At 73.2% G+C, this 23,809-nt stretch carries 20 protein-coding genes; 7 read left to right on the forward strand and 13 right to left on the reverse strand.

Annotated elements, in window-relative coordinates:
- The first annotated feature begins 130 nt into the window (after positions 1-130).
- Entirely contained in the window at positions 131-2,260 is a 2,130-nt protein-coding gene (locus tag ABZ801_RS04185) for a catalase (protein ID WP_360692520.1), read from the forward strand.
- Positions 2,261-2,321: 61 nt separating this feature from the next.
- On the opposite strand, the gene ABZ801_RS04190 is transcribed toward ABZ801_RS04185, so the two are convergent.
- Positions 2,322-3,785: an aminotransferase class I/II-fold pyridoxal phosphate-dependent enzyme gene (locus tag ABZ801_RS04190; protein WP_360692523.1), complete on the reverse strand. Its 1,464-nt coding sequence runs from the start codon at positions 3,783-3,785 to the stop codon at positions 2,322-2,324.
- 182 nt (positions 3,786-3,967) lie between these two features.
- Between ABZ801_RS04190 and ABZ801_RS04195 the strand changes: the two genes are divergently transcribed.
- Both ABZ801_RS04195 and ABZ801_RS04200 read left to right on the forward strand, forming a co-directional pair.
- Positions 3,968-4,327 (forward strand): DUF3140 domain-containing protein, encoded by a 360-nt coding sequence (locus ABZ801_RS04195; RefSeq protein ID WP_344959055.1) that lies wholly within the window; start codon positions 3,968-3,970, stop codon positions 4,325-4,327.
- Between the two features lie 23 nt (positions 4,328-4,350).
- The gene (locus ABZ801_RS04200; protein WP_344959057.1) at positions 4,351-4,542 is read left to right on the forward strand and encodes a hypothetical protein; all 192 of its coding nucleotides are present in this window, start codon (positions 4,351-4,353) and stop codon (positions 4,540-4,542) included.
- Positions 4,543-4,609: 67 nt separating this feature from the next.
- Here ABZ801_RS04200 and ABZ801_RS04205 read toward each other — a convergent pair whose 3' ends face one another.
- Complete coding sequence (locus ABZ801_RS04205; protein ID WP_344959059.1) at positions 4,610-4,798, reverse strand: hypothetical protein; 189 nt, start codon at positions 4,796-4,798, stop codon at positions 4,610-4,612.
- Positions 4,799-5,050: 252 nt separating this feature from the next.
- Here ABZ801_RS04205 and ABZ801_RS04210 point away from each other — a divergent pair, with 252 nt between their 5' ends.
- A complete protein-coding gene (locus tag ABZ801_RS04210; RefSeq protein ID WP_360692528.1) occupies positions 5,051-7,831 on the forward strand; it encodes an AAA family ATPase in 2,781 nt (926 codons plus the stop codon).
- A 4-nt stretch (positions 7,832-7,835) separates the two neighbouring features.
- Here the strand turns inward: ABZ801_RS04210 and ABZ801_RS04215 are convergent, their stop codons facing one another.
- The 3 genes from ABZ801_RS04215 to ABZ801_RS04225 form a co-directional block, all read right to left on the reverse strand.
- On the reverse strand, positions 7,836-9,092 hold the full coding sequence (locus ABZ801_RS04215) for an erythromycin esterase family protein (protein ID WP_360692531.1): 1,257 nt from the start codon (positions 9,090-9,092) through the stop codon (positions 7,836-7,838).
- A gap of 67 nt (positions 9,093-9,159) precedes the next feature.
- Positions 9,160-10,026 carry an arylamine N-acetyltransferase gene (locus ABZ801_RS04220; protein ID WP_360692534.1) on the reverse strand — a complete coding sequence of 289 codons (867 nt, stop codon included), beginning with the start codon at positions 10,024-10,026 and terminating at the stop codon, positions 9,160-9,162.
- Positions 10,023-13,136: a BTAD domain-containing putative transcriptional regulator gene (locus ABZ801_RS04225; protein WP_360692537.1), complete on the reverse strand. Its 3,114-nt coding sequence runs from the start codon at positions 13,134-13,136 to the stop codon at positions 10,023-10,025. The genes ABZ801_RS04220 and ABZ801_RS04225 overlap by 4 nt, the downstream gene beginning before the upstream one ends.
- A gap of 104 nt (positions 13,137-13,240) precedes the next feature.
- On the opposite strand from ABZ801_RS04225, the gene ABZ801_RS04230 reads away from it, so the two are divergent.
- Entirely contained in the window at positions 13,241-14,089 is an 849-nt protein-coding gene (locus ABZ801_RS04230) for an NAD(P)-binding domain-containing protein (RefSeq protein WP_360692540.1), read from the forward strand.
- 43 nt (positions 14,090-14,132) lie between these two features.
- Here the strand turns inward: ABZ801_RS04230 and ABZ801_RS04235 are convergent, their stop codons facing one another.
- The 7 genes from ABZ801_RS04235 to ABZ801_RS04265 all read right to left on the reverse strand — a co-directional run bounded on the left by ABZ801_RS04235 (position 14,133) and on the right by ABZ801_RS04265 (position 19,980).
- Entirely contained in the window at positions 14,133-15,596 is a 1,464-nt protein-coding gene (locus ABZ801_RS04235) for a hypothetical protein (RefSeq protein ID WP_360692544.1), read from the reverse strand.
- Positions 15,596-16,840 carry a hypothetical protein gene (locus ABZ801_RS04240; protein WP_360692547.1) on the reverse strand — a complete coding sequence of 415 codons (1,245 nt, stop codon included), beginning with the start codon at positions 16,838-16,840 and terminating at the stop codon, positions 15,596-15,598. Before ABZ801_RS04240 ends, ABZ801_RS04235 begins: the two co-directional genes overlap by 1 nt.
- A 64-nt stretch (positions 16,841-16,904) precedes the next feature.
- The gene (locus ABZ801_RS04245) at positions 16,905-17,102 is read right to left on the reverse strand and encodes a ferredoxin (protein WP_344959075.1); all 198 of its coding nucleotides are present in this window, start codon (positions 17,100-17,102) and stop codon (positions 16,905-16,907) included.
- An 8-nt stretch (positions 17,103-17,110) separates the two neighbouring features.
- On the reverse strand, positions 17,111-18,310 hold the full coding sequence (locus ABZ801_RS04250) for a cytochrome P450 (RefSeq protein WP_360692551.1): 1,200 nt from the start codon (positions 18,308-18,310) through the stop codon (positions 17,111-17,113).
- Positions 18,311-18,405: 95 nt separating this feature from the next.
- A complete protein-coding gene (locus ABZ801_RS04255) occupies positions 18,406-19,035 on the reverse strand; it encodes a hypothetical protein (RefSeq protein WP_360692554.1) in 630 nt (209 codons plus the stop codon).
- Positions 19,032-19,277, reverse strand: a complete 246-nt coding sequence (locus ABZ801_RS04260; RefSeq protein WP_360692557.1) for a hypothetical protein — start codon at positions 19,275-19,277, stop codon at positions 19,032-19,034. Before ABZ801_RS04260 ends, ABZ801_RS04255 begins: the two co-directional genes overlap by 4 nt.
- Before the next feature lie 382 nt (positions 19,278-19,659).
- Positions 19,660-19,980 (reverse strand): hypothetical protein, encoded by a 321-nt coding sequence (locus tag ABZ801_RS04265; RefSeq protein ID WP_360692560.1) that lies wholly within the window; start codon positions 19,978-19,980, stop codon positions 19,660-19,662.
- Between the two features lie 734 nt (positions 19,981-20,714).
- Here ABZ801_RS04265 and ABZ801_RS04270 point away from each other — a divergent pair.
- Complete coding sequence (locus ABZ801_RS04270; protein WP_360692563.1) at positions 20,715-20,990, forward strand: hypothetical protein; 276 nt, start codon at positions 20,715-20,717, stop codon at positions 20,988-20,990.
- A gap of 76 nt (positions 20,991-21,066) precedes the next feature.
- Here ABZ801_RS04270 and ABZ801_RS04275 read toward each other — a convergent pair whose 3' ends face one another.
- Positions 21,067-22,407 (reverse strand): hypothetical protein, encoded by a 1,341-nt coding sequence (locus ABZ801_RS04275; protein ID WP_360692566.1) that lies wholly within the window; start codon positions 22,405-22,407, stop codon positions 21,067-21,069.
- Positions 22,408-23,563: 1,156 nt separating this feature from the next.
- Here ABZ801_RS04275 and ABZ801_RS04280 point away from each other — a divergent pair.
- Positions 23,564-23,806: a hypothetical protein gene (locus tag ABZ801_RS04280; RefSeq protein WP_360692569.1), complete on the forward strand. Its 243-nt coding sequence runs from the start codon at positions 23,564-23,566 to the stop codon at positions 23,804-23,806.
- Positions 23,807-23,809 lie beyond the last annotated feature (3 nt).

The following is a 23,809-nucleotide window of genomic DNA, read 5'->3' on the forward strand; positions in this document are numbered from 1 at the left end:
ATGAGGCCGGGGCGATGCGCCGGGTGACTGACGCATTCATTTGATAGATGGCGACTTGCGGTATATCGGGCGGTTTGTCGGGTACGGCGCGCGACATCCGACCGATACCGACGAGCGGAGGACGACGATCATGTCGAGCTCCGGTGACCACGCCGACAAGCAGCGGCAACTCGACGAGTTCCGGGTGGACCCGCGCGACTCCGAGCTGACCACCGACCAGGGCGTCAAGGTCGACGACACCGACAACTCGCTCAGCGTGGGGGAACGCGGCCCCACGATCATGGACGACTTCCACTTCCGCGAGAAGATCACCCACTTCGACCACGAGCGCATCCCCGAGCGGGTGGTGCACGCGCGCGGCTCCGGCGCCTACGGGCACTTCCGCGTGTACGACGACTCGCTCGCCGAGTACACCGTCGCGGAGTTCCTGCGCGACCCCTCCGTGGAGACCCCGGTGTTCGTCCGGTTCTCCACCGTCGCCGGGTCCCGCGGGTCGGCCGACACCGTACGCGACGTGCGCGGCTTCGCCACCAAGTTCTACACGCGGCAGGGCAACTTCGACCTGGTCGGCAACAACATGCCGGTCTTCTTCATCCAGGACGGCATCAAGTTCCCCGACTTCGTGCACGCGGTGAAGCCCGAGCCGCACAACGAGATCCCGCAGGCCTCGTCCGCCCACGACACCCTGTGGGACTTCGTGCAGCTGCAGCCCGAGACCATGCACATGATGATGTGGCTGATGTCCGACCGGGCGCTGCCGCGCAGCTTCGCCATGATGCAGGGCTTCGGCGTGCACACCTTCCGGCTCGTCAACGCCGAGGGCCGGGGCACGTTCGTGAAGTTCCACTGGAAGCCGATGCTCGGCACCCACTCCCTGGACTGGGACGAGACCCAGAAGATCGCCGGGAAGGATCCCGACTTCAACCGGCGCGACCTGTGGGACGCCATCGAGGCGGGCAACTTCCCCGAGTACGAGCTGTGCGTGCAGCTGGTGCCCGAGGCCGACGAGCACCGCTTCGACTTCGACCTGCTCGACGCCACCAAGATCATTCCGGAGGAGGAGGTCCCGGCGCGTCCGGTGGGCCGGCTGGTGCTGGACCGCAACCCGGAGAACTTCTTCGCCGAGACCGAGCAGGTGGCCTTCTGCCTGGGCAACGTCGTCCCGGGCATCGACTTCACCAACGACCCGCTGCTGCAGGCGCGGCTGTTCTCCTACCTGGACACCCAGCTGATCCGGCTCGGCGGGCCCAACTTCACGCAGCTCCCGGTGAACCGCTCGGTGGCCCCGGTGCGCAACCACCACCGCGACGCCTACCACCAGACGCAGATCCACCAGGGGCGGGCCGCCTACCACAAGAACTCGCTGTCGGGCGGCTGCCCGGCGATCGGCACGGGCGTCGACGGCGACGCGGTGTACCGGCACTACCAGGAGCGGGTGGACGGCACCAAGATCCGCAAGCGCAGCGAGAGCTTCGCCGACCACTACAGCCAGGCCACGCTGTTCTGGAACAGCATGTCCGACTGGGAGAAGGAGCACATCGTCTCGGCCTTCCGCTTCGAGCTGGGCAAGGTCGAGCACAAGCACATCCGGGAGGGCGTCGTGGAGCAGCTCAACCACGTCGACCACGACCTGGCGACGCAGGTCGCCGAGGGCATCGGCGTCGAGCCGCCCAAGGCCCCGGTCACCGAGAACCACGGCCGCAGCTCGCCCGCGCTCAGCCAGGCCAACTCCCCGGCCGACACGGTCAAGGCCCGCAAGGTCGCGGTGCTGGTGGCCGACGGCGTGGAGGCGGCCGACGTCACCGCGGTCGGCGAGGCGCTGACCGAGCAGGGCGCGATCTGCGAGGTGCTCGCCGCCCACGACGGCGCCGTGCAGAGCGCCGACGGCGACCAGGTGGAGGTGACCCGCGCGCTGCCCACCGTGGCGTCGGTGCTGTACGACGCGGTGGTGATCCCCGGCGGCGAGCAGAGCGTGCGCGCCCTGGCCGAGGACGGCGACGCGCTGCACTTCGTCGCCGAGGCCTACAAGCACTGCAAGGCCATCGGCGCCCTGGACGCGGGCGTCGAGCTGCTCGGCCGCGCCGGCGTGTCGAGCCTGCAGATCGCCACCGAGGGCCTGGTCGAGGTCGACCAGGGCGTGGTCACCCGGCGCGGCGGGGGCGCTCCCGGCGGGCCCGACGACAACTTCAAGCGCGAGCTGATCAACGCCATCGCCGCGCACCGGCACTGGACGCGCAACAAGGCCCACGTCCCGGCCTGACCGCCGCCCGTGCCGCCCTGCCCACGGCCCGGAACGTCCGGCTCGGCGTCCGAGACGGACCTCAGCGTTCGATGTGGACGCGGATGCTGTTCAGTTCCGGGTCGGCGGCGTCGGGGACGACCATCCCGGCCGCCACGCCCGTGCGCAGGTAGTCGACGACCGGGGCGGTGAGCCGCTCGCCCGGCAGCGCCGCGGGGATGCCCGGCGGGTACGGGGTGAGCATCTCGGCGACGACGCGTCCGGTGGCCTGGTCGGCGGGGACCTGCTCGGCCGGGCCGAAGAACGCGTCGCGCGGCAGCACCACCAGTTCCAGCCGCAGGTCCCCCGGATCGGGGATGTAGATCGGCGGGGCGCCGCGCAGCGCGGGCGCGTGCCGCGACAGGTCCCGCAGGGCGGTCAGCAGCGCATCGGTGGTCTCCTTGTCGTCGGCGAAGGTGAGCTGGGCGCTGATCCGCCGGTGGTCGGCCAGGTGCATGTTGATCCGGTGCGTCTCGCGCAGCCAGTCGGCGGCGCGGTAGCCGCTGACGCCCAGCTCGGTCAGGTCCATCACGAGCTGCAGGGGGTCCAGGTCGTGGGCGCGGTCGGGCCCGACGAACTCCGGCCCGGCCACGTGCAGCCCGGGGATCTGGACGATCTCGTCGCGTATCTCGGCGGCCAGGTCGACGGCGTGCTGCAGCAGCTCGTGGCCGTGTTCGACCATCTGGCGGCGCCAGCCGTCCAGGCCCGCGTACACCAGCACGGACGGGCTGGTGGTGCCCAGCAGGTCCTCGCGGGCCTTGAGCACCGCCGGGTCCACCAGGTCGCCCTGCTGGTGGAACACCGACCCCTGCTCCAGCCCGGCGCCCATCTTGTGGACGCTGGTGACGCACACGTCGGCGCCCGCGTCCATCGCCCACGTCGGCAGGCTCGGGTGGAACGGCAGGTGCGCCCCCCACGCCTCGTCCACGATCACCGGGCGCCCGTACCCGTGGCACACCTCGGTGATCGCCCTCAGGTCGGCGCAGGTGCCGTACGGGGTGGGGCTGGTCACCAGGGCGCCGCGCGCGTCGGGGTGCTCGGCGAACCGCCGCGCGTACGCCTCGGCCGACGGCGGGTGCGCCAGATGCCGTTCGGGGTCCCACTGCGGCTCCACCCAGATCGGCTCGACCCCGCTGAGGATGAGCCCGGACACCACGGACTTGTGGGCGTCCCGGCCGACCAGCAGCTTCTCGCCGGGCCCGGCGACCGACAGCATCGCGCTCTTGACCGACAGCGAGCTGCCGCAGGTGGAGAAGAACGCGTTCTCGGCGTGCACGGCGTCGGCCATCAGCTCCTGCGCCTTCTGCAGGACGCCCTGGGACGAGCGGCGGTCGTCCAGGCCGGAGACGGCCAGCACGTCGGAGCGGAACACCGCGTCGCCGAGGACCTGCCGCACGCGCGGATCGGTGCCCCGGCCCTGCTTGTGCCCGGGCGGCGTGAAGGGCAGCTCCCGCCGGTGGTGGTATTCGACGAGCGCGTCGAGCACTGGGGTTTCCGAGTGGTTCATGCGACGGCGTGTTCCCCCCTGACCACGGTCGTAACGTGCGCGGCCCCCGTCACCCGCGGGACGCGCGGCCCGGCCGGTCGCATGGCTCGGGCCGCTTCGGGTAGGGCGCGCTGGGAGATGACGGAGAGACACCCGAGCCGACACCCGAGCCGATCTCGCGTCCGATCCGAAAGGAGGTGGCGATGACCAAGGACCGCATCCCGGCGGACGTGGAGCTTCTGTGGGACGACTTCCACCAGACGGTCAACATGACCTCCGACGAGCTGCGCACCTGGCTGCTCACCGCGGCGTCGGGCGAGGAGGCGTTCCCGGCCGACCCCGACATGAAGCTCCCCGAGCTCGGCGCGCGCGTGGTGGAGGTGCTGCGCAAGCGCAAGGTGGACCTCACCGACGGCGACGCCGACACCATGCGGCGCGTCGTGGAGTACGTGGAGGACCGCCTGGAGAACCGTCCGCCGCACGCCGAGCAGAAGGAGGAGTGGCGGCGGTCGCTGATGACCGTCGGCCACGACCCGCTCAAGCCCCCGGAGATCCGCCCCTAGCGGCACGCGAAGGAGGGGACGACATGCCCAACCCGCAGCAACCGGAGATCCGCCGGTCCGAGCGCACGGCGGTGACCGAGGAACCGGCGCCCGAGGCGACCGATCCGAAGGCGACGCGGTCGAAGGGCCGCCCGCACGGCACCGACAAGGGCGCCAAGGGCGGCGGCAAGGGCGGCGGTGTTCCGCCCGACCAGCAGCCGCCGCACCCGTCCTGACGACGGAAAGGCCCCGGCCGGGAATCCCCGGCCGGGGCCTTTCTCGTGGTCGCGGTGTCCTGCGGGTCTACGGGACTTCGGTCTGCGGGCTGTAGCCCTCGTCCTCGCCGCCGGGGGTCTCGGCCTCGGCGATCGGGGGCTTGGTCGGGCCGGTGGTGTGCTCGTCGCCGAAGTCGTGGTCCTCTTCCTGCGGGGCTCCGGCCTCGGCCCGCCGGTCCGCCAGTGGCCTGGAGTCCTCGTGTCGGCGTTCGCTCATGAATGAGCCGGTACCCGGCAGCAGGAATGTAACCCTGCCGGGTGCGGAGGACGGGGCCTCGCCGTTGGGGGGGAGCGGCGAGGCCCCTGGGACGTCCACGCCCCGGGCTGCACTACCGGGCCGTGTGGCAGGACGATAACCCAGCACGCTCGAAGATGGAAGATTTGTCACTTTTTGCCGCGTAGGCCGTGGGAATTCCCGTCGCCATCCGGGTGACGTTCCGGACACGTCCCGGCTGAGTAGTGTGGCGGCATGCTGTACGGGCGGGGGGAGGAGACGGCCGAGGTCGAACGGCTGCTGCGGCGGGCGCGCGAGGGACGCAGCGGCGTCCTGGTCGTGCGCGGGGAGGCCGGGATCGGCAAGTCGGCGCTGCTCGACCACGCGGCGGCGCTCGCCGCGTCCGAGGCCGCCCGCCGACCCGCCATGCGGGTGCTGCGCGCCACCGGCGTGGAGGCCGAGGCCGCGATGCCCTACGCGGCGCTGCACCTGCTGCTCGGACGGCATCTCGACCGTGTCGACGCCCTTCCGCAGGCCCAGGCGGCGGCGCTCAAGGCCGCCCTCGGCCTGACCGCCGACCCCGGCGCCGGGCACGGCCGCACCGGGGACCGGTTCCTGGTCGGGCTGGCGGTGCTGACCCTGCTCGCCGACCTGGCCGAGGAGCGGCCGCTGCTGTGCCTGGCCGACGACGCCCACTGGTTCGACCACGCGTCCGCCGACGCGCTGCTGTTCGCCGCGCGGCGCCTGGACGCCGAACCGATCGCGCTGCTGTTCGCGGCGCGCGACCTGGACGCCCCCGAGTTCCCCGCCCCGGGGCTGCCCGAGCTGCGGCTGACCGGGCTGGACGACGAGGCCGCGGTGGCGCTGCTGGACGGCCACGCCGCCGAGCTGCCCCGGCACGTCCGGCACGAGATCCTCACGGAGGCGAAGGGCAACCCGCTGGCGCTGCTGGAACTGCCGTCCTCGCGCCGTGCCCCGTCCGCGCCGGCCGCCCCCTCCACGTCCACCCACGGGCGGCTGCGCCGCGCGTACGCCGAGCGGATCGCGGCGCTGCCCGCGGCGACCCGCACGGCGCTGCTGGTCGCGGCGGCCGACGGCACCGGGGACGTGGCCGTGGTCGTCCCGACGCTGGAACGGCTCGGGGTGTCGGTCGCCGACCTGGAACCGGCCGAGCGCGACCGGCTGGTGCGGTCGGCCGAGGGAGGGCTGGAGTTCCGCCATCCGCTGATCCGCACCGCCGTGTACGAGGGCGCCGCGCTGGGCCGCCGCATCGACGTCCACCGCGCCCTGGCCCGCACGCACGCCGACCGCGGCGACGTCTGCCACCGCGCCTGGCACCTGGCGCACGCCGCCGCCGGTCCGGACGAGGAGACGGCCGCCGCGCTGGAGGCGGCCGCGACCGGAGGGGCGCCCGTGCGCGCCGCCGGCGCCCCGCCCGCCGCCGACGCGGTGAGCGGGTCGGCGTCGATCGCGGCGATGCTGGAACGCGCGGCCGACCTCAGCCCGGACCGCGCCGACCGCGTCCGGCGCATGGCCGCCGCCGCGCAGGCCGCCGCCGACGCGGGCCTGGCCGAGCAGGCGACCGCCCTGGCCGACCGCGCCGCCGCCGAGACGTCCGACCCGGTCCTGCGCGCCGACCTGGTGCGGCTGCGCGGCGTCCTGGCCGACGAGCAGGACCGCACCGCCGAGGCGTACCGGCTGTTCAGCGACACCGCCGACACCGTCGCGGGCACCGCGCCCGACCTCGCCGGATACCTGCTGTTCCAGGCCGCGTCCGCGGCCGCCAACGCGGGCGACTTCGCCGCGCTGGAACGGGCCGTCGAACGGGCCGAGGACCTGGGGCTGCCCAACGCGCACCTGGCCCGCGCCCTGGCCAGGATGTACGCGGGCCAGAACGCGTTCACCGAGGGCCGCGTGGCCGACGGCGCGCGCGCCGGACGCGAACTCCTCGACGGCATGGGCCCGTGCATCGGCCCGCGCGAGGTCACCCGCGCCGCCTGGCTGCGCCTGCTGCTCGGCGACGTCGAAGGCGCCCACGAGGCCGCCGCCGGGCTGGCCGAGCGGCTGCGCGACCAGGGCGCCATCGGGCTGCTGTCCACCGTGCTGCCGCTGCTGGCGCGCACGCACCTGCAGCTCGGCCGGCATCGCGACGCGCTGGGCGCCGCCACCGAGGGGATGCGCATCGCCGAGGACACCGGCCAGCACCGCCACCGCGTCTACCACAAGACCGTGCTGGCGCTGCTCGCGGCGATCGAGGGCGACGAGGAGCGCTGCGCGGAGCTGGCCGCCGAGCCGCTGGAACGCGGCGTGGCGCCCGGCGTGGTGCACGCGGCGGGCGCGCTGAGCCTGCTCGACCTGGGGCTCGGCCGGTACGAGGCGGCGCTGAACCGGCTGCTCGGCGTGGTGTCCGGGCCGCACCGGCAGGGCGCCATCGCCGGCCTGCCCGACCTGGTGGAGGCGGCCGTGCGCGCGGGACGCCCCGAGGACGGCCGCGACGCCGCCGCCTGGTACGCCGACTGGGCCGCGCAGGTCGGACGGCCGTGGGCGCGTGCGGTCGCCCTGCGCTGCCGGGCGCTGCTGGAACCCGAGGAGCAGGCCGGAAAGGCGTTCGCCGAGGCCGTCGAGCTGCACCGCCAGGGCGGTCCGCCGTTCGAGCGGGCCCGCACCGAGCTGCTGTACGGGGAGTGGCTGCGTCGCGCGCGGCGCCGCAACGACGCGCGGGCCCGGCTGCACGCCGCCCTGGAGACGTTCGAACGGCTGGGCGCCGCGCCGTGGGCCGAACGCGCCCGCGGCGAGCTGCGCGCCGCCGGGGAGAGCCTGACCGGCGCCGCCCCCGACGAGCACGCCGACCTGCTCGCCCGCCTCACCCCGCAGGAGCTGCAGGTCGTGCGGCTGGCCGCGACCGGGCTGAGCAACCGGGAGATCGGCGCCCGGCTGTTCCTCAGCCCTCGCACGGTCGGCTACCACCTCTACAAGGCGTATCCGAAGCTGGGCGTCGCGTCCCGCGCCGAACTGGCCCGCCTCGACCTCGGCTGAGCCGCTACCAGCGGGCCCGGGTGACGGCGCGCGCGCCCACCGGCAACGCGTGCACGGACGTGACCTCCTGCGAGTGGACCACCGCGTCGAACCACGCGCGCAGCACCGCGCCGGCCGAGTGGTGGTCGGCGTCGCTCTCGGGACGGTAGGCCGGCCCGATCGTGCGCACTTTGCCGGGGGTCTCCAGCCATTCGCGCACCGCTTCCGGCGCCGGGGAGCGCAGGTCCAGCAGGTAGTGCGCGGGTCCGGCGGCGCCCAGCGGCGCGTCGGCGAACGTCTCCGGCGGCGACGGGACGGGCACGCCGCCGTGCACCGCGCCGTGGTCGATCGTCACGGCGACCGACACGTACCCGTCGCCGAAGCGGTCCCGCAGGTGCGCGCCGGTGTTGCGGCGGCTCGCGCCATGGTTGCCGATCGGGTCGCCCACGGCGGTGTGCGCCAGCCCGCCCCAGTGGACGATCTTCGTGCCGGTGTGCTCGTGCCACCACACGAGGTTGTCGGCCATGCGCCGCTCGACATGGGCCAGGCTGTCGGTGATCGGATGCGAGAACGAGTGGAAGACGTGGAAGTCCACGATCGCGGCCGCGTGCCGGACGGCCGGCGCGTGCCCTTCGCCGCCGTCCAGGCCGTCCACCAGCCGGTGCGCACGTTCGGCGCGTTCGATCAGCGGACGCTTGTCGGCCGTCCGCCGGTACCTGCCGACGTGCTCGTCGATGTTCCCGTCGGCGTCCGGGCGGAGCGGGGCGTACAGGTCGAGCAGCTCGGCGAGCCGGTCCGGGGCGGTGCGCCGCACGTACTCGGTGACGGCGTCGTAGGCGAGCGCCCGTGTGGCGGTGATGTCGACGCCCAGCAGGCGCACCGGGTCGCCGGGATGCCGTTCGTTGAACGCGCGCAGCCAGAGCAGCGTGTCGAGCATCTCCCGCGTCTGCCACGGCAGCCAGCTCTCGCCCAGCAGCTCGCGCGGGTCGCCCGTCCCCGTCCGCAGCCATTCGTCGATGCGGACGCCCTGCGTCCAGTCCTCCTCGATGGCGAGCGTGCGGAACCCCATCTCCCCGACCAGGAGCCGCAGGCCGCGATGCAGCAGGACGAACACCTCGTGCGCGCCGCGCGTGGCCGTGCCCATCGCCACGACGGTGGCGTCACGGGCCACGTCGCGCAGCGGTTCCAGGTCGGCGGGCGGGGCGTCCGGGTCGTGTGCCGCGAGCGGACGGGCGTTCTCGTCGATCCACCTCAGTACCGTCGCGCGATCGTTGATGTCCATGCCCTCGACGCTAGGAACGCGGCCGGTGGCCGGGCATCTGTCACCTGACCGGTCGCCCGGACCGCGGTTACCTGGAAAGCGACGCCGTCAGGCGGGCGGCGTCGGCCTCGTGCAGGACGATGCCGAACACGTCCGCCAGCGCGTCCGTCAGCTCGCCCGGGCTCAGCTCGCGCTTGTCGGCCGAGCCGTCCGGGCGGGACGTGGTCAGCGTCAGGCCGTCCAGCACGTGGTGCGCGCCGGCGGTGTAGCGCTGCGCGAACGGGCGGCTGGTGAACGGCGAACGCGGGTGCGTGGAGACGTAGTGGTTGGCCACCTCGTAGTCGATCGGGAACGCCGGGTTCTCGGTGAAGTTGTGCCGGTCGACCCAGCCGTCCGCCGTCCCCGGGGCGGGCGCCTGGAACAGCGTCCACAGCGCCACGTGCGGCACGCGCTCGTCGACGGGGCCGAGCCGTTCCAGCCGGTAGCGCCAGCCGTCGCCCTGGGTGGAGGCGGCGCCGTCGGTGAACTCCAGGGGTTCCAGCGGCCCGGCGCCGAACCCCACGTCGCACAGCCAGGCGCGGCCGTCGATCTCCACGCGCAGCAGCGCGTGCGTGGCGGGCCGGATCTTGTTCTCCGCGCCCATCGTGACGCGCCCGATCAGCGCGGTGAAGCGGAAGCCGAGCCGCTCCAGCGCCGCCGCGAACAGCCGGTTGTGCTCGAAGCAGTAGCCGCCGCGCCGCCCGTACACCATCTTGTCCTGCAGGGCGGGGATGTCGAGCGGCACCGCCCGGCGGAGCATGATCTCCAGGTTCTCGAACGGGATGGACGTGACGTGGGCGCGGTGCAGGGCGCGCAACGTGGCGAGGGTGGGGGACGGTGCGCCGTCGAATCCGAGGCGTCGCAGGTAGGCGTCCACGTCGAGGGCGTCGCCGTCCCAGCCGGGCGAGAACGTCATGCTCGGGAAACCTCCGCCGCGTGGCCGAGATTCCCGCGGGCGAACTCGGCGGCGAAGGCGTCCGCGCCGAGGGCGGCGCGGCAGCGGGCGGTGGCGCGGTCGACGTCGCCGCGTTCGGCGGGCGGCAGCGGTGTGCCGACGGCCTCGCGCGCGGCGGCGGCCGCGCCGAGCAGCCGGGCCGCGTGCGCGTGGTCGCCCGCCAGCGAGTGCGCCCCGGCCAGCCCTTCCAGCGCGAGCGCGATGGCGCGAGGGTCGCCGAGGGACAGGGCCGCCTCGTACCCCTCCCGGTGGCGGGCCAGTGCGGTGGCGGCGTCGCCGCGCGCCTCGGCGATGTAGCCGAGCTGGGCCATGACGAGCGCGACGCCCGGCGTCCCGCCGACGCCCCGCAGCCACTCCAGCGGCGCGCGCAGGTGCGCCTCGGCCGCGTCCAGGTCGCCCGCGCGGCGCGCCACCAGGCCGAGCCCGATCTCGGCGAACTCCTGTGCCGCCTTGGCCGACCGGTCCACCGCCAGGCGCAGGGCCCGTTCGTGCAGCTCCCGGGCCCGCGTCAGGTCACCGGTCAGCAGCATGATCCGGCCCAGCGCCGACAGCCGGAACGACACCTCGCTCCACATGCCCAGGTCCTCGGCGAGCGGCAGGGCCTCGCGGATCAGCCGCTCGGCCTCGGCGTAGTCGCCGGTGATCTCGGCCCGGTGGGTGAGGGCGTGGGTGGCCTCCAGCCGTCCCCACTCGTCGCCCAGCTCGGTGAAGACGCGCAGGCTGTGCTCGGCGTCGCGGCGCAGCCCCGCCAGGTCGCCGCGGCCGATCGCCAGCTTGGCGCGGGTGCTCAGCGCCGCCGCCTCGCCCCACCGGTCGCCGTGCGCGCGGAAGACGGCCAGCGCCTCGTCCACCCGCTGCCGGTGCCGGGCGTGGTCGCCGTACCCCCAGAAGACGAAGGAGAGGAACCAGGCGGCGCGGGCGCGGGCCTGCGGCGCGTCCAGGTCGTCGTAACGCTTCAGCGCGGCGCCGATCGCCTCCTCGGCGACCGTCCACCCGTGCGAGACCAGCGTCATCCCGGTCAGCCACGTCTCGGCGTCGGCCCGCGCGACCGCCGGGCCGCCGCCCTTGGACAGCGCCAGCGCCAGGCTGCGCCGCGCCTCGCCGAACCGGCTGCGCAGGAACCAGTACCAGGTCAGCGCGTTCACCAGCCGCAGCGCGTCGTCGCCGCCCGCGTGGTCGAGCGCGACGCGCAGGTTGGCGCTCTCGCGGTCGAGCCGCTCCAGCCATGCGCGCTGCCCGCGCCCGCGCAGCCGCGGCGCCGCCCGCTCGGCGAGCCGGGTGTAGTACGCGACGTGCCGCCGCCGGATCCGCTGGTCCTCCCCGGCGTCGCGCAGCCGTTCCCGGCAGTACGCGGTGACCGACTCCAGCAGCCGGTACCGGGGGCCGGGCGCGACGACGACCAGCGAACGGTCCACCAGGCGGGGCAGGACGTCCAGCACGTCCACGCCGTCCTCCGCGCAGACCTCTTCGGCCGCCTCCAGCGTGCAGCCGTCGGCGTGCACGGCCAGCCGCCGCAGCACGAGCCGTTCGGCCTCCGTGAGCGGCTCCCAGCTCCAGTCGATCATCGCGCGGAGGGTGCGCTGCCGGGCGGGCGCGTCGCGCGGACCCGCCGCCAGCAGCCGGAACCGGTCGTCCAGCCGCGCGGCCAGCTCCTGCACGCCGAGCGCCCGGACCCGGGTGGCGGCCAGTTCCAGCGCGAGCGGCAGCCCGTCCAGGCGGCGGCAGATCGTCGCGACGGCGGACCGGTTCCCGGCGTCCAGCGTGAAGCCGGGGGCCGTGGCGGCGGCGCGTTCGGCGAACAGCCGCACCGCGCTCGGCTCGTCCAGCGGCGGCACCACGAACAGCCGCTCCCCGGACAGCACGAGCGGTTCGCGGCTGGTGGCCAGCACGCGCAGCTTCGGCGCGCCCTCCAGCAGGCGGCCGACCAGCGCGGCGACGGGTTCGACCACGTGCTCGCAGTTGTCCAGGACGAGCAGGGCCTCCCGGCCGCGCACCGCCTCGGCGAGCCGCCGTTCGGGCGGCACGTCGGGGCCGGGGTCGTCGCACACGCCCAGCACGGCGGTGAGGACGTCGGCGACCTCGTCGGCGGTGGCGGTGCGGGGCAGCGGCGCCAGCTCGGCCAGCCACACGCCGTCGGGGAAGTCGTCCGCCGCCCGCGCGGCCGCCTCCAGCGCCAGGCGGGTCTTGCCGACGCCGCCCGGCCCGGTCAGCGTGACGAGCCGGTGCGCCGCCACCAGCGCGCGGGTGCCGGCGACGGCGTCCTCCCGGCCCACCAGGTCGCCCAGCGGCGCGGCGGGCAGGTTCGTGCGCCTGCGGACGGGCGCCAGCGACGGCGACTGCCGCAGCATCGCCTGGTGCAGGCCCGCCAGTTCCGGCGACGGGTCCACGCCCAGCTCGTCGGCGAGCCGCCTTCGCAGCTCCTCGTATCCGGCCAGCGCCTCGCCCTGGCGTCCCGCCCGGTACAGCGCCAGCAGGTGCGCGGCGCGCAGCCGTTCCCGCAGGGGGTGGCGGGCCACCGCGTCCGCCAGGTCGGCGGCGAGCCGTACGTGGTCGCCCAGGTCGAGCCGCGCCTCGGCCTGCTCCTCCAGCGCGGCCAGCCGTTCGTCCTCCAGCCGGGCGATCGCCGACCGCGCGAACGGGGCGTCGGCGACGTCGGCGAACGCGGGCCCGCGCCACAGCGCGAGCGCGTCGGTGAGCAGGCCGACCTTGGCGTGCGGGTCGGCCGCCTGCCGTGCCCGCGCGGCGAGCGCGGAGAACCGGCCCGCGTCCACGGCGCCGTCGTCCACCCGCAACGTGTAGCCGGACGGCCCGAACACCACCAGCTCGCGGCCCCCGGGCTCGGCCTCCTCCAGCACCTTGCGCAGCTGGGAGACCCGCGCCTGCAACGTGCCGGACGGGTTGCGCGGGGGCCGGTCCCCCCACAGGTCGTCGACGAGACGGTCGGCGGGCACCGGCCGTCCCGGCGTCACCAGCAGATCGGCCAGCAGCGCCCGCACCTTCGCCTCGGGCACGCGCACCGGCTCACCGGCGTCCGTCCAGACCGCCAGCGGACCGAGCACCCCGAAACGCACCGTGTCAGGGTAATCCGCCCCGCCCGTAGCCGACCCGTAGCCGATCCGAAGCGCCCCCGTCCACGCTGGGCCGCACCGACGACATGACCACGAAGGGAATAGCGATGTCCGCACCCGTGACCGTGATCGGACTGGGCGCCATGGGCTCGGTGATGGCCGAGGTCCTCCTGCGCAACGGCCACCCCGTCACCGTCTGGAACCGCACGGCGAGCAAGGCCGACCCGCTGGTGGCCAAGGGCGCCACCCTGGCCGGCTCGGCCGCCGCCGCGGTGGCCGCGTCCGACCTGGTGGTGATCTCCCAGATCGACTACCAGGCCATGTACGACTCCCTGGCCGGCGACGCCTCCGCCCTGCGCGGCAAGGTGCTGGCCAACCTCAGCGCCGACACCCCGGCGGAGCTGCGCCGGGCCGCCGCATGGGCGTCGGCGCACGGGGCCGAGCTGGTGGCCGGCGGCATCATGGTGCCGCCGCCCGGCATCGGGCAGCCCGGCTCCTACACCTTCTACAGCGGCCCCGAGGCCGCCCTGGAACGGCACCGTGCCACGCTCGCCGAGCTCAGCGAGGTCGCCTACGTCGGCGCCGACCACGGCCTCGCGATGATCTACTACAAGGCCCTGCTCAACCTGTTCTGGACGATCCTGACCGGCTACGGCCAGTCCGCCGCGCTGCTGCGGTCGGCGGGGCTGGCCGCCAAGGACCTGCGGCCGTTCGTCACGAAGATGCTCACCGACCTGGCCGGCGACGGGCCCATGGGATTCGTCGGCCACCTCACCGAACAGATCGACGGCGGCGTGCCGGACGACGAGGGCACCCTCGCGGTCCGGGTGGCGGACATGGCGCAGATCGTCCACACCTTCCAGGACGCCGGGGTCGACACCGGCGTCGCCGAGGCGTACCTGGACCTGTTCCGCCGCGACCTGGACAGCGCCCTCAAGACCGCCGGGAAGCCCTGATCACCGGAGAGACCGCGTGCCCGGGTCCGTGTGAGCGGCGCCCTCACTGGCGGCTGACGGCCCGGGTGACGCCCGCGACGATCGTCGTGGCCAGCACCCACCCCAGCACCACCAGCAGGTAGGACAGCCACTGGTAGAGCCCGTCCGGCTTGAAAGCCTTCTCCTGGCCGAAGTCGATGATGGGCAGCAGCAGGTCCAGGGCGTAGAAGAACGCGTTGAAGCCGGGCGCCTCGCCCGGCTTCAACGGTTCGGGATGGTGCAGGGCGTACGCCGTGCCGCCGGCCAGCGTCAACGCCACCAGCCAGGCCGCCGCGCGCATCGGCCGGAACCCGTACCCCACGGTCGCGTCCTGCAGGTAGCCCCACGTCCGGGCGTACCACGGCAGGGTCGCGCGGCGGCGGCGGTGCTTGGCGAGCTGGACGGTACGGGCCGCCGCGTCGTCGCCCGCCTGCCGGTACGCGGCGGCGAGCTGCTCGTAGGCGTGCGGCACGTAGCCGAGGTCGTCGCGCGCGAGAAGGGCCAGGCGCCGCCGGGCGGGAAGCTGCGGCAGCAGGATGCGGTAGGTCAGCCCGTCCAGCCCGACCTGGTTCGGCCACACGTCGGGCTCGGCGTAGACGACCTCGACGCTGGACCGCCGCAGGTTCACCGCGCCCTGGATCGGTGCCGCGTCGCGCAGCCACAGCTCCCCGATCGTGCAGCTCGTCGCCCGCAACGCCGTACCGCCGGGCGCCGACAGCCGCGCCGCGACCAGGTTCAGATGCCCGGGGATGGTGGCGCCGCGCAGGTTGACGGTGCCGCGCGTGCGCAGCCCCTCGGCGCTCAGATGCGCGCCGACGGTCAGGTTCTCGGCGTTCAACGCGACACGGCCGGGGGCGTTCAGCTCGGCGCCGTCGAGGTTGAGGTTGCCGCCGACGCCGCTGCCGACGAGCGTGAACGTGCCGTTCAGCACCAGGCCGGGCGCCCACAGGTCGTTGCCGACGGTGACGTGGTTGACGTGCAGGGCCTCCGCGTCCTCGTCCTCGTCGCCGACGTGCGCCCCGTCCAGGAACAGCGGCCCTTCGACGCGCGCCCCGCCCAGCCACACCTGGCCGGGGATGTCGCAGTCGGTGATCCGCAGGCCGCCGTCCACGGTGACGCCCGTCGCCTCCAGCGCGGGCAGGTACGACGCGCGCAGGTTGAGCCGCCGCACATGCGCCCCGTAGAGCATGAGCGGACGTTCGAAATGGCAGGCCAGCAGGCGGATCGAGTGCGGTATCGCCGCGTCGTCCAGGCTGAGCAGGCCGGTGATCCGCGCGCCGAGGACCCACAGCCCGGCGACCTCGCCCCCGGCCGCCGGCTCGCCGAGCAGCAGGGCCCGCAGCACCTCGGCCCGGACGGTGCGCTCCGGGCCCCAGGTGTCGCCGTCCGTCGCGTTCTCGTCCTCGTCGCGCCGGAAGTCGACCATCTCGCCTTTGGCGAACGCGCGCCGCACGCGGCGTTCGGCGGGTGTGAGACCGGCGGGTTCCATCAGTGCAGGGGGACGGGCTCGTAGGGCGCCGCCGAGTGCCGCAGGCTCGCGATGTCGGCCGCGTCGTGCCGGCGCAGCGCCTCGCGGATCAGCGCGACGCCGCCTTCCAGGTCGTCGCGCACCTGCACGTCGAGGCTCGTCGACACCCACTGGGAGCCGCCGTCGGAGGTCTGGCGGGAGGTGCTGCCGCCGATCTCCGCCCAGCCGAGCCCGGCCCGCTGGAGCGCGTCGTGCAGTTCCTCGGCCAGTTTCACGGACGGGTCGGATCGGCCCTCGTGATCGAGGGTGAGGGCCAGGTTCCAGGACCGGGCGTCGGCGAGGGGGCTGCGCCCGAACCACCGCTTGACCAGCGTCCCCTGGGGCATCCCGGCCAGCACCTCCACCGCCCAGCACGACTCCGCCCTGCTCACCGGCTCCTCGAACGCGCGCAGCAGGACGGGGTGCACGCACCCGGCGGCGCGCAACGCCTCGGCGAGCGCGGCCACATGCCGGTGCCCGCGCGGGGCGGTGCAGCGTTCGAGGGCGTCGCGCACGTCCGGGACGCTCAGCAGGGCGGCGCTCGCGGCGTCGGTGACGATCTGCTCGGCACGTTCGGTGAGCGCGGCCCATTCGGCGAACGGGAACTCCTCGTTGTCGGGGGAGCGCAGCGAATAGAGCAGGGCGTCGGCGTCGACGCGGTCGTCCTGGGCGACGGCGGGATGACCGCCGGGCGTGGTCGTCCACCGCAGGCCCGCGTCGCTCAGGTTGCGCAGCTCGTACCAGTCGCGCGTCTCGGGCCGGACGCCGCCGTCGTCGCCGTCCTGGGGCCGCACCAGGCGGAACGCCGCGTCGACCAGCGGCGCGATCGTGTCGGGGTCGTCGCGCTCGTCCAGGAAGGCGAACCGCAGCAGCAGCGCCAGCAGCGGCCCGGGATGCCGCAGCTCCGGATCGCGCAGCGCCATCGCCCGGCCCAGCAGGTCCAGCTCGGCCCAGCGCAGCACGTGCGGGTGGAAGTGCGCCTGGTCGTCCCAGCCCAGCTCGACGGGTTCGGCCAGGCCGGGCGCGGTGAGCCCGAGGCTGAAATACCCGGTGGCGAGATCGAGGTCGAGGTCGAGCGACAGCCCGTCGCCGAGGCCGAACTCCGCCCGGTGCTCGTCCTCCAGTTCGTCGTCCTCGTCCTCGTCGTCGGGCTCGTCCTCGAAGAAGTACAGCGGCCAGAAGTCCGGCTCGTCCATCCGCGTGCGCAGCGCGTCGTTCAGCGGCATGCGCAGCAACCTAGACGATCCCCCCGACGCCGCGCCCGCCCCCTCCGGGAGGCCCGCCCGGGTGTCAGGGTTCGGCGATCGCGATGGCGCCGGACGGGCAGAGGGTGACGGCGCGGCGGACGGCCTCCTGCAGCTCCTCGGACGGCTCGTCCTGCAGGAGCACCACGGTGCCCTCGTCCTCGTCCTGGTCGAAGACGTCCGGGGCCGTCAGCACGCAGTTGCCCGCGGCGATGCACACGTTCCGATCCGCTGTGACCTTCATGCTTCCCCCTACCACGTGACGGGGAGGCGGTGCACCCCGTAGATCGACATGTCGGAACGCATCGGCACCTCCTCCGGCGGAACCGCCAGGCGCAGCGTGGGGAAGCGCCGCAGCAGCGCCGGGTAGCCGACGCGCATCTCGGCGCGCGCGAGCTGCTGGCCGAGGCACTGGTGCACGCCGTGCCCGAACGCCAGGTGCCCGGTCGCGTCGCGGGTGAGGTCGAGCCGGTCGGGGTCGGGGAAGCGGGACGGGTCGCGGTTCACCACGGGCACGTCGATGGCGACGGCCTCACCCGCCTTGATCAACCGGCCGTCGATCTCCACGTCCTCCAGCGCGGTCCGTATCGGGCCGATGTGCACGATCGACAGGTACCGCAGCAGCTCCTCGACGGCGCCGTCGACCGCCGCCGGGTCGTCGCGCAGCACCGCGAGCTGGTCGGGGTGGGTGAGCAGCGCGTACGTGCCCAGGCCGAGCATGTTGGCGGTCGTCTCGTGCCCGGCGATCAGCAGCAGCATCGCCACGCCGGTCAGCTCGTCGTCCTTCAGCTCGCCCGTCTCGACCAGGCCGCTGAGCAGGTCGTCGCCGGGCTCGACCCGCTTGCGCCGCACCAGCTCGCCCATGAAGGACAGCACCCGGTGCATCGCGGCGAGCACCTCGTCGGCCGAGATGTCCAGGCTGAGCAGCTCCCTGCTGTCGTCCTGGAACCGGCCCCGGTCCTCGTAGGGGACGCCGAGCAGCTCGCAGATCACCATGGACGGCAGGGGCAGCGCGAACTGCTCCACCAGGTCGGCGGTCGGCCCGGCGGCCTGCATGGCGTCCAGGAACCCGCGGGTGATCTCCTCGATCCGCGGTTCCAGCCGCCTCATCCGCCGGACGGTGAACTGGCCGGTCAGCAGCTTGCGGAAGCGGGTGTGGTCGGGCGGGTCCATGCGGATGAAGAACCCGGGCGGCACCGCGAACCGCGGGTCGTCCTGCTTCTTCAGCAGCTCCAGGCGGCCCGGCAGCGGCGGGTGCATGTGCTCGGGGCGGTTGCTGAACCGGGGGTCGGCCAGCACCGCGCGGGCGGCCGTGTGACCGGTCACCAGCCAGCCGCGATGGCCGTCGGCGAAGGTCATGCGATGCATGGGCGCCCGCCCGGCCAGCGCGGTGGCCTCGTCCGGCGGGTCGAGCGGGCGTCGGCGTGCGATCGGATAGGTGACGTCGGTCATGGCGCACCGCCTTTGTACGACGTATCGCTTCTCCGTACAACGTATCGCCGCATTCCGCTGCGTCCCAGGAATCCTTGCCTCACCGTGACGATGCTTTAGCCGGTTTTTCGGGACAGATCGCGGGCCTGACCTGCGGTCGTCTCATCGCCTGCACCGGATGACCCGGCGGGCCTGTCGACGGGACGCTTGTAGTAGACCCAGGGCGAGTCGAAGTTCGACGGCCTGATGAGCTGCCATCCCGCCTCTTCCATCCGGCGGCGGCGCTTCCGCGACGGCCACCAGAATCTGCGGTGCTCCCACTGGTGGGGGGACGCCTCCACGAGATGGAAGAAGGGGCCGTAGTCGACCGAGTGCCAGCCCCGGCGGCCCTCCGCCTCCAGCGCCTGCATCTCGTTGAACGCGGTGACCGGACGCAGCTCCTTGCGCACCCCGGTCGCCCCGGTCGCCCCGCGGGCCGGGGCGCCGAACCGCTGCTGCGCGGCCTGACGGCTCACGCCCAGCACCCGGCCGACGTCCTCCCAGCTGTGCCCGGCGGCACGGGCACCGTTGATGGACTGGCGCAGCATCCGGCTGGTCTCCTCGGCGGCGACCCTGGCCGCCGCCACCAGCCGCAGATGGTCGTCCGGGTCGTCGTCGCGGACCTGCGCCCCGGCGGCCAGCACCGCCTCCTCGATGGCGTCGCGCAGGGCCGCGGCCTCCTGCTCGTCCAGCCGTTCCGACGTCACGGGCGCTCCCCCCGCACGTCGCCGGCCGGGAAGGGTTCCAGCTCGTCCAGCCGCGCGGCGTCCGCCTGCTCGCCGCGGGCGGGGGCCACCGCCAGGCACGCCACCACGCCGACCGCCGCCAGGACGATGCAGGCCGCGACGGCGAGCAGGACCGGCGAGTCCCGCACGAACAGCAGCATGAGGATCAGCGCCGGGAAGACGAACACGGACGGCCACACGAGCTTCCACGTGTCCTGTTCCATGCGTCAAGGATTCCTTGACACCGCCTGGACGTCAAGGATCCGTTGACAGGTCTTGGTGCCAGGGCGTCGATGACGATGACCGGCGCTCGAACGCACCCGAAAGCCCGGGCGCCGTCTGTGCGAGGAATCCGCGCGAATGCCGCCCCATGGCGGTGAACACGCCGCCGCCCGGCCTGAGGCGCCCATACTCCAGAGGAGGCCGGGCCTGGCCGATCCGCACGGTGGCGGCGGTTCCCATCCGACCCGGCCACCCCGGCCAACAGCCGAGGGGCAGGGGCCGAAGACCTACGGCCCCTGTCCCTGCGCCCATCCTGCCGCGACGCGGGCGGGCGGGCCATGTAACGGTTGCCGCGATCAATCGCTACCTCAGGAGCGCCCCCTGTCAGTCGTTCCAGTCGTGCTTGTGGCCGTCCTTGTGGTGTTCCTTGTGGTCGTCCTTGTGGCGTCCCTTGTGGTTTTCGTCGTGGTCGTCCTTGTGACGCCCCTTGTGGTCTTCGTCGTGGTCGTCCTTGCGGCATTCCTTGTGGTGGCCCATGCGGTCGTCCCAGGGGCCCTTCCGGAAGCCGTTCCAGTGGCCCTTCTTGTGATGGTCCCGGAAACCGTCGTGATGCTTGCGGCCGTGGTCGCGGTCGTGGTCGCGGTCGTGGTCGTGGTCGCACGAGCCCGCCATGGCGGACACGCTGCCGACGGCGGGGCTCGCCATGGCGGTAGGCGCCGTCAACAGAAGACCACCCACGGCGGCGGACGCGATACCGGCTGCGGCGAGTCGTTTCATCATCTGAGCCTCCTAGATCGCTCTCTTGCCTGCGAGACGCAGAGCACAGCTAGAGATAACCCGCCGCCCCGAAACTCATGCGACCGAACGACGAACACATCTGTCGCTTGGCGACATCCTTGCCGCCCGTCGGTCGCATAGCATGAAAAGCGCGGAATGTCCCACTTTGGAAATGACCGAAGTGTAGATCATTGACTGTTTCTCGTCCCAGCCCCATCGGACGACAAGGGTTTTTCGTCGAAGCCGGACGCACGGCCGGGCCAGAAGACCGCACCCGCTGCCGGGCGCGCCAGGTGGCGAAGCCGCGCGGACGGGGCCGCGCGGCCGTGCGCAACCGTTTACGCCGACCTGCGCGTGAGATGAGGCCCTGGTACTGTCGGCCGACATCGCGTTCTCGCAAGGCCGCACCGCGCGAGGCGGAATCGCTACTTTGTGGTCATATGGAAGTCGTCCTGAATCCACCCCATGGAATCGCTCCCGTCCCCATCGGAATGGCGATGGACATGGCGGTCGCCGCGTGCGCGGAATGGGGCGAGGTCAAGGTCTTCGGCCTGTTGCCGGCCGTGCCTCCGCATATCCCCGCCCGACCCCCGAGACTCTATGTCCGCCCGCCTGACGCCGGTGAACTGGGCTTTTCGGTGCACATCGAGGACGGGAAAACGGTGACCGCCATCGAAGTGTGGCGCTTCCACAGCGAAGACGCCGACGCGCACGTCCTCCTCGACGGCGTGGACGTCTTCCGCACCCCCGCCCGCGTCCTGCTGGCCCGTCTCGCCGAACAGGGCCACGACGTCCAGGACGCGGACACCGAGTACCCGACCGTGCCCGGCGTGACGCTCGCCTTCACCCGCACGGCCGGCCACGAGGTCCCCATGGACACAGACGGCATGCCGCTGTACTTCGAGTCCGTCCTCGTCGCCGCCGAGGACTACTACTGACCAAGCACCGCAACTGCCGCCCGGCACACGAACAACAGAGGCAGCGATCCCTCCGGATGACGGCGCCGAGGACGCGTCAGGCGCCTGCGGTGAGCTCCCGCAGTTCCTTCGCCACCGGAAGCGCCCGCGCCTTCTCAGGCGCGACCTCCAGCACCATCCGCGCGGCCGTCATGTAGCGCGTCCGTCTGTACTGCGCCGGGATCGCGTCGATGATCCGCGCGGCCTCCTCCATCCCGGTCTTGGGATCGGTGCGTGCCTGGACCGCCGCGGCGTGGAGCCGGACACTCGTTGCGGTCAGACCGTCCTCAGGACTTCGGCCGCTGAGCACCGTGTCCTGCGCCTCGGTCGCGCGCCTGACGTCGTCCACCAGGGTGTAGATGAGGCTCTTGTCGAACCACAGGCCCTCTCCACGCCGGGCCCAGTGCGGGTCGAGCACCGTGCTGGCGGGCATGCGCTCGAACGCCGTCTCCGCCTTCCGGAGCGATATGACCGCCTCATCGAAACGTCCCAGCTGAGCGAGGAGCATCGCCTCTGCTGCCAGCGCCGAGGAGAGGGGAGCGCTGGGCCGATCTCCCGCGAGTCGTCGCGCCTTCTGCGCGAGGACGAGCAACTCGGAGGGATCCTCGGAGGCGTCACCTCTTCGGGTGAGTGCTTCCCGGCTGCGCACCCAGGACGCGAGCATGGTGTCCCCCGACTCGTCGCTCAGGGTACGGGTTTTGGTCCACCAGCGACTGGCCTCCCTGCGGTCTCCGAGATCCACGAACTTCCCGGCGATCAGCATCGCGTGCCGTGCGGCGGCATGGGTGAGACCTTTTCGCACTTCCTTGGGCTGCTCGCGGGCCAGATGCGGGGCGATCGAGCTGAACTCGACGGCGAGCGTCTCGAGAATGGTGGCGGGCGGCTCGTGCCGCGCCCGCTGACCGTAGACGAGCGCCGCGTCCTCCCAGTCGTCGATCATCGCCTGGGAGACGCTCGCGCCCGGAAGCTTGGGTTCGGAGATCTGCCAGGCCTGGGTGAGGGCCGCCAGAACGGGCGCGACGGTGGCACCGGCGGTGACCTTCACCCCGTCCTGCAGGAGATCGCGTCGTTTCACAGGGCCTTGCTCCTTACCGGAGGCTGTGGGACGTGATTTCACGTTACGCCCACTCGTGGTGATTTCCTCCTGGAGCTGTTCGATCAGGCGGCGCACCTCGAACAGGCAGCCGTGACCGTTGATCGACAGGTCGAGGGCCCGGGTCGTTTCCAGGGTGGGGAGTCGCTCCCCCTTCCTGATCATGGAGATGTACGCCTCGGTGCAGTCCGCGGCACGGGCGATCGCCTTGTTCGGACGGTCGTTGATGCGCGCGAGATGGGAGAACACGCGCGCGTATATCTGCATGCAGATCATCGTGGTGACGTTTCCGGGCCGGTCGTCCATGATCACCCCCATAGATGCCATGTGGTGGGCGGCCCCGTCGCTCACCCTCCGTTAACGCCTTTCAACCGACGATAACCGGTGCTGGTCGAGCGGGCGTGCGGCACGAATATTGGCCGACGCGCGCGGCCGGTGACCTGGCCCCCGGTGCCGGCCGCGCGCGGCCAGACCAACCCATCACCACCGGAAGAGGCCCGCCCGTGAGCGACACGCAAGGATCGATCTTCAATGTGGACATCGACCGGGCGCTCGCCGAGTTGCGCCGCCGATTTCCCGGCGTCTGCCTGTGGCACGGCGCGTACACCGGCAACTTCTGGGCGATGATCCAGGACGCGAATGGCTACCGCCTGATCGAAGGCTCGTCCTTCGAGGAATTCACGAAGTACCTCACCGCGGCCCTTTACCCGCGTCCTATCGCCCCCACCCCACCGTCGCAGCACCAGCCGCCACACCCCCCGGCGCCGAACGGTCCCGCGCAGGGTCACCCCAATGGACGCTTAATCCCACCCCGCCATACTTCTGACCCGAACGCCACCGCGTCGTACAAACCCCAACCCCCCGCTTTCGACGTGGCCACCCCACACCACGCGCATATGGCCACACGCACCCGAGCCACGCCCCCCACGCCGAATTGGCCCATGCCCCCCGCGCAGCACCGGACGGCGCCTAATGCGCCCGCCCAACCGATGCCCGCCGTGCCTAGCCAATTCATGCCCGCCAGACAGACCCCGCCCCCATCTACCGCTCCAGACCGCGGCGTATCCGACCAGCCACACCGCTCCCCACCCGCCGCGCCGCCCCGGTCCGTGCGCGGCGAGGCGGGTCCGAGCCTGTCTGGTGGGCCGGGCCGGAGGGTGCCGAATGAAGCTGGGGGCGATGTGGCAGGCGGGGCCGTGTCCGGCGTGCCGGGGCAGACAGTGCCTGGTGCGCCGGGCCAAACCGTGGCCAGCGGGTCGGGCCGGGCCTTTTCGGGGGTGGCGGGGCAGGGCGAGGGGCGTTCACCAACGTGGCAGGGGGCGGGGCACCTGGCCGCAGGGCGTCTGGGGGGACGGGACGTGGCGCGTCAACGGAAGGCGCGGCCGGGAGCACGGCGACGTCCGGCGAGGGTGCCGCGTGGGCGGCGGGGCGGATTCTGGCGACGGTTGCTGCTGATAGGGGCGTGATGGTCGAGCTGTACGCCTGGGACCTCAGCTCGCCGGACGGCGTGTGCGGTGTCACTGACAGCAGGGCAGCCGCGATCGGCCACGTGACCGAAGCCCTGCGGACGGCCGAGAACGGGACGCGGGGCGTCGTCCGGCGGGTGGAGCTCAGCCCGTCCGGACGCCCCGTCTACGTCGACCTGGGCGCGGTCGCACGAGCCTGGCGCGAGGAGAAGACCGGGGCGGTCATCTGGGAACCCTGACGA

Origin of the sequence: Actinomadura sp. NPDC047616 (genome assembly GCF_040642915.1) — a bacterium.
In the GTDB taxonomy this organism is placed as follows: Bacteria; Actinomycetota; Actinomycetes; order Streptosporangiales; family Streptosporangiaceae; genus Spirillospora; species Spirillospora miaoliensis.

Excerpts from the sequence above, each read along its gene's own strand:
- ABZ801_RS04245 (WP_344959075.1), bottom strand. The coding sequence starts at position 17,102 with ATGAAGGTCACAGCGGATCGGAACGTGTGCATCGCCGCGGGCAACTGC.
- ABZ801_RS04240 (WP_360692547.1), bottom strand. The coding sequence starts at position 16,840 with ATGCCGCTGAACGACGCGCTGCGCACGCGGATGGACGAGCCGGACTTC.
- ABZ801_RS04220 (WP_360692534.1), bottom strand. The coding sequence starts at position 10,026 with ATGACGTTCTCGCCCGGCTGGGACGGCGACGCCCTCGACGTGGACGCC.
- ABZ801_RS04185 (WP_360692520.1), top strand. The coding sequence starts at position 131 with ATGTCGAGCTCCGGTGACCACGCCGACAAGCAGCGGCAACTCGACGAG.
- ABZ801_RS04275 (WP_360692566.1), bottom strand. The coding sequence starts at position 22,407 with ATGGACGACCGGCCCGGAAACGTCACCACGATGATCTGCATGCAGATA.
- ABZ801_RS04215 (WP_360692531.1), bottom strand. The coding sequence starts at position 9,092 with ATGGACATCAACGATCGCGCGACGGTACTGAGGTGGATCGACGAGAAC.
- ABZ801_RS04260 (WP_360692557.1), bottom strand. The coding sequence starts at position 19,277 with ATGGAACAGGACACGTGGAAGCTCGTGTGGCCGTCCGTGTTCGTCTTC.
- ABZ801_RS04235 (WP_360692544.1), bottom strand. The coding sequence starts at position 15,596 with ATGGAACCCGCCGGTCTCACACCCGCCGAACGCCGCGTGCGGCGCGCG.
- ABZ801_RS04210 (WP_360692528.1), top strand. The coding sequence starts at position 5,051 with ATGCTGTACGGGCGGGGGGAGGAGACGGCCGAGGTCGAACGGCTGCTG.
- ABZ801_RS04265 (WP_360692560.1), bottom strand. The coding sequence starts at position 19,980 with ATGGCGAGCCCCGCCGTCGGCAGCGTGTCCGCCATGGCGGGCTCGTGC.
- ABZ801_RS04230 (WP_360692540.1), top strand. The coding sequence starts at position 13,241 with ATGTCCGCACCCGTGACCGTGATCGGACTGGGCGCCATGGGCTCGGTG.
- ABZ801_RS04195 (WP_344959055.1), top strand. The coding sequence starts at position 3,968 with ATGACCAAGGACCGCATCCCGGCGGACGTGGAGCTTCTGTGGGACGAC.
- ABZ801_RS04200 (WP_344959057.1), top strand. The coding sequence starts at position 4,351 with ATGCCCAACCCGCAGCAACCGGAGATCCGCCGGTCCGAGCGCACGGCG.
- ABZ801_RS04205 (WP_344959059.1), bottom strand. The coding sequence starts at position 4,798 with ATGAGCGAACGCCGACACGAGGACTCCAGGCCACTGGCGGACCGGCGG.
- ABZ801_RS04190 (WP_360692523.1), bottom strand. The coding sequence starts at position 3,785 with ATGAACCACTCGGAAACCCCAGTGCTCGACGCGCTCGTCGAATACCAC.
- ABZ801_RS04250 (WP_360692551.1), bottom strand. The coding sequence starts at position 18,310 with ATGACCGACGTCACCTATCCGATCGCACGCCGACGCCCGCTCGACCCG.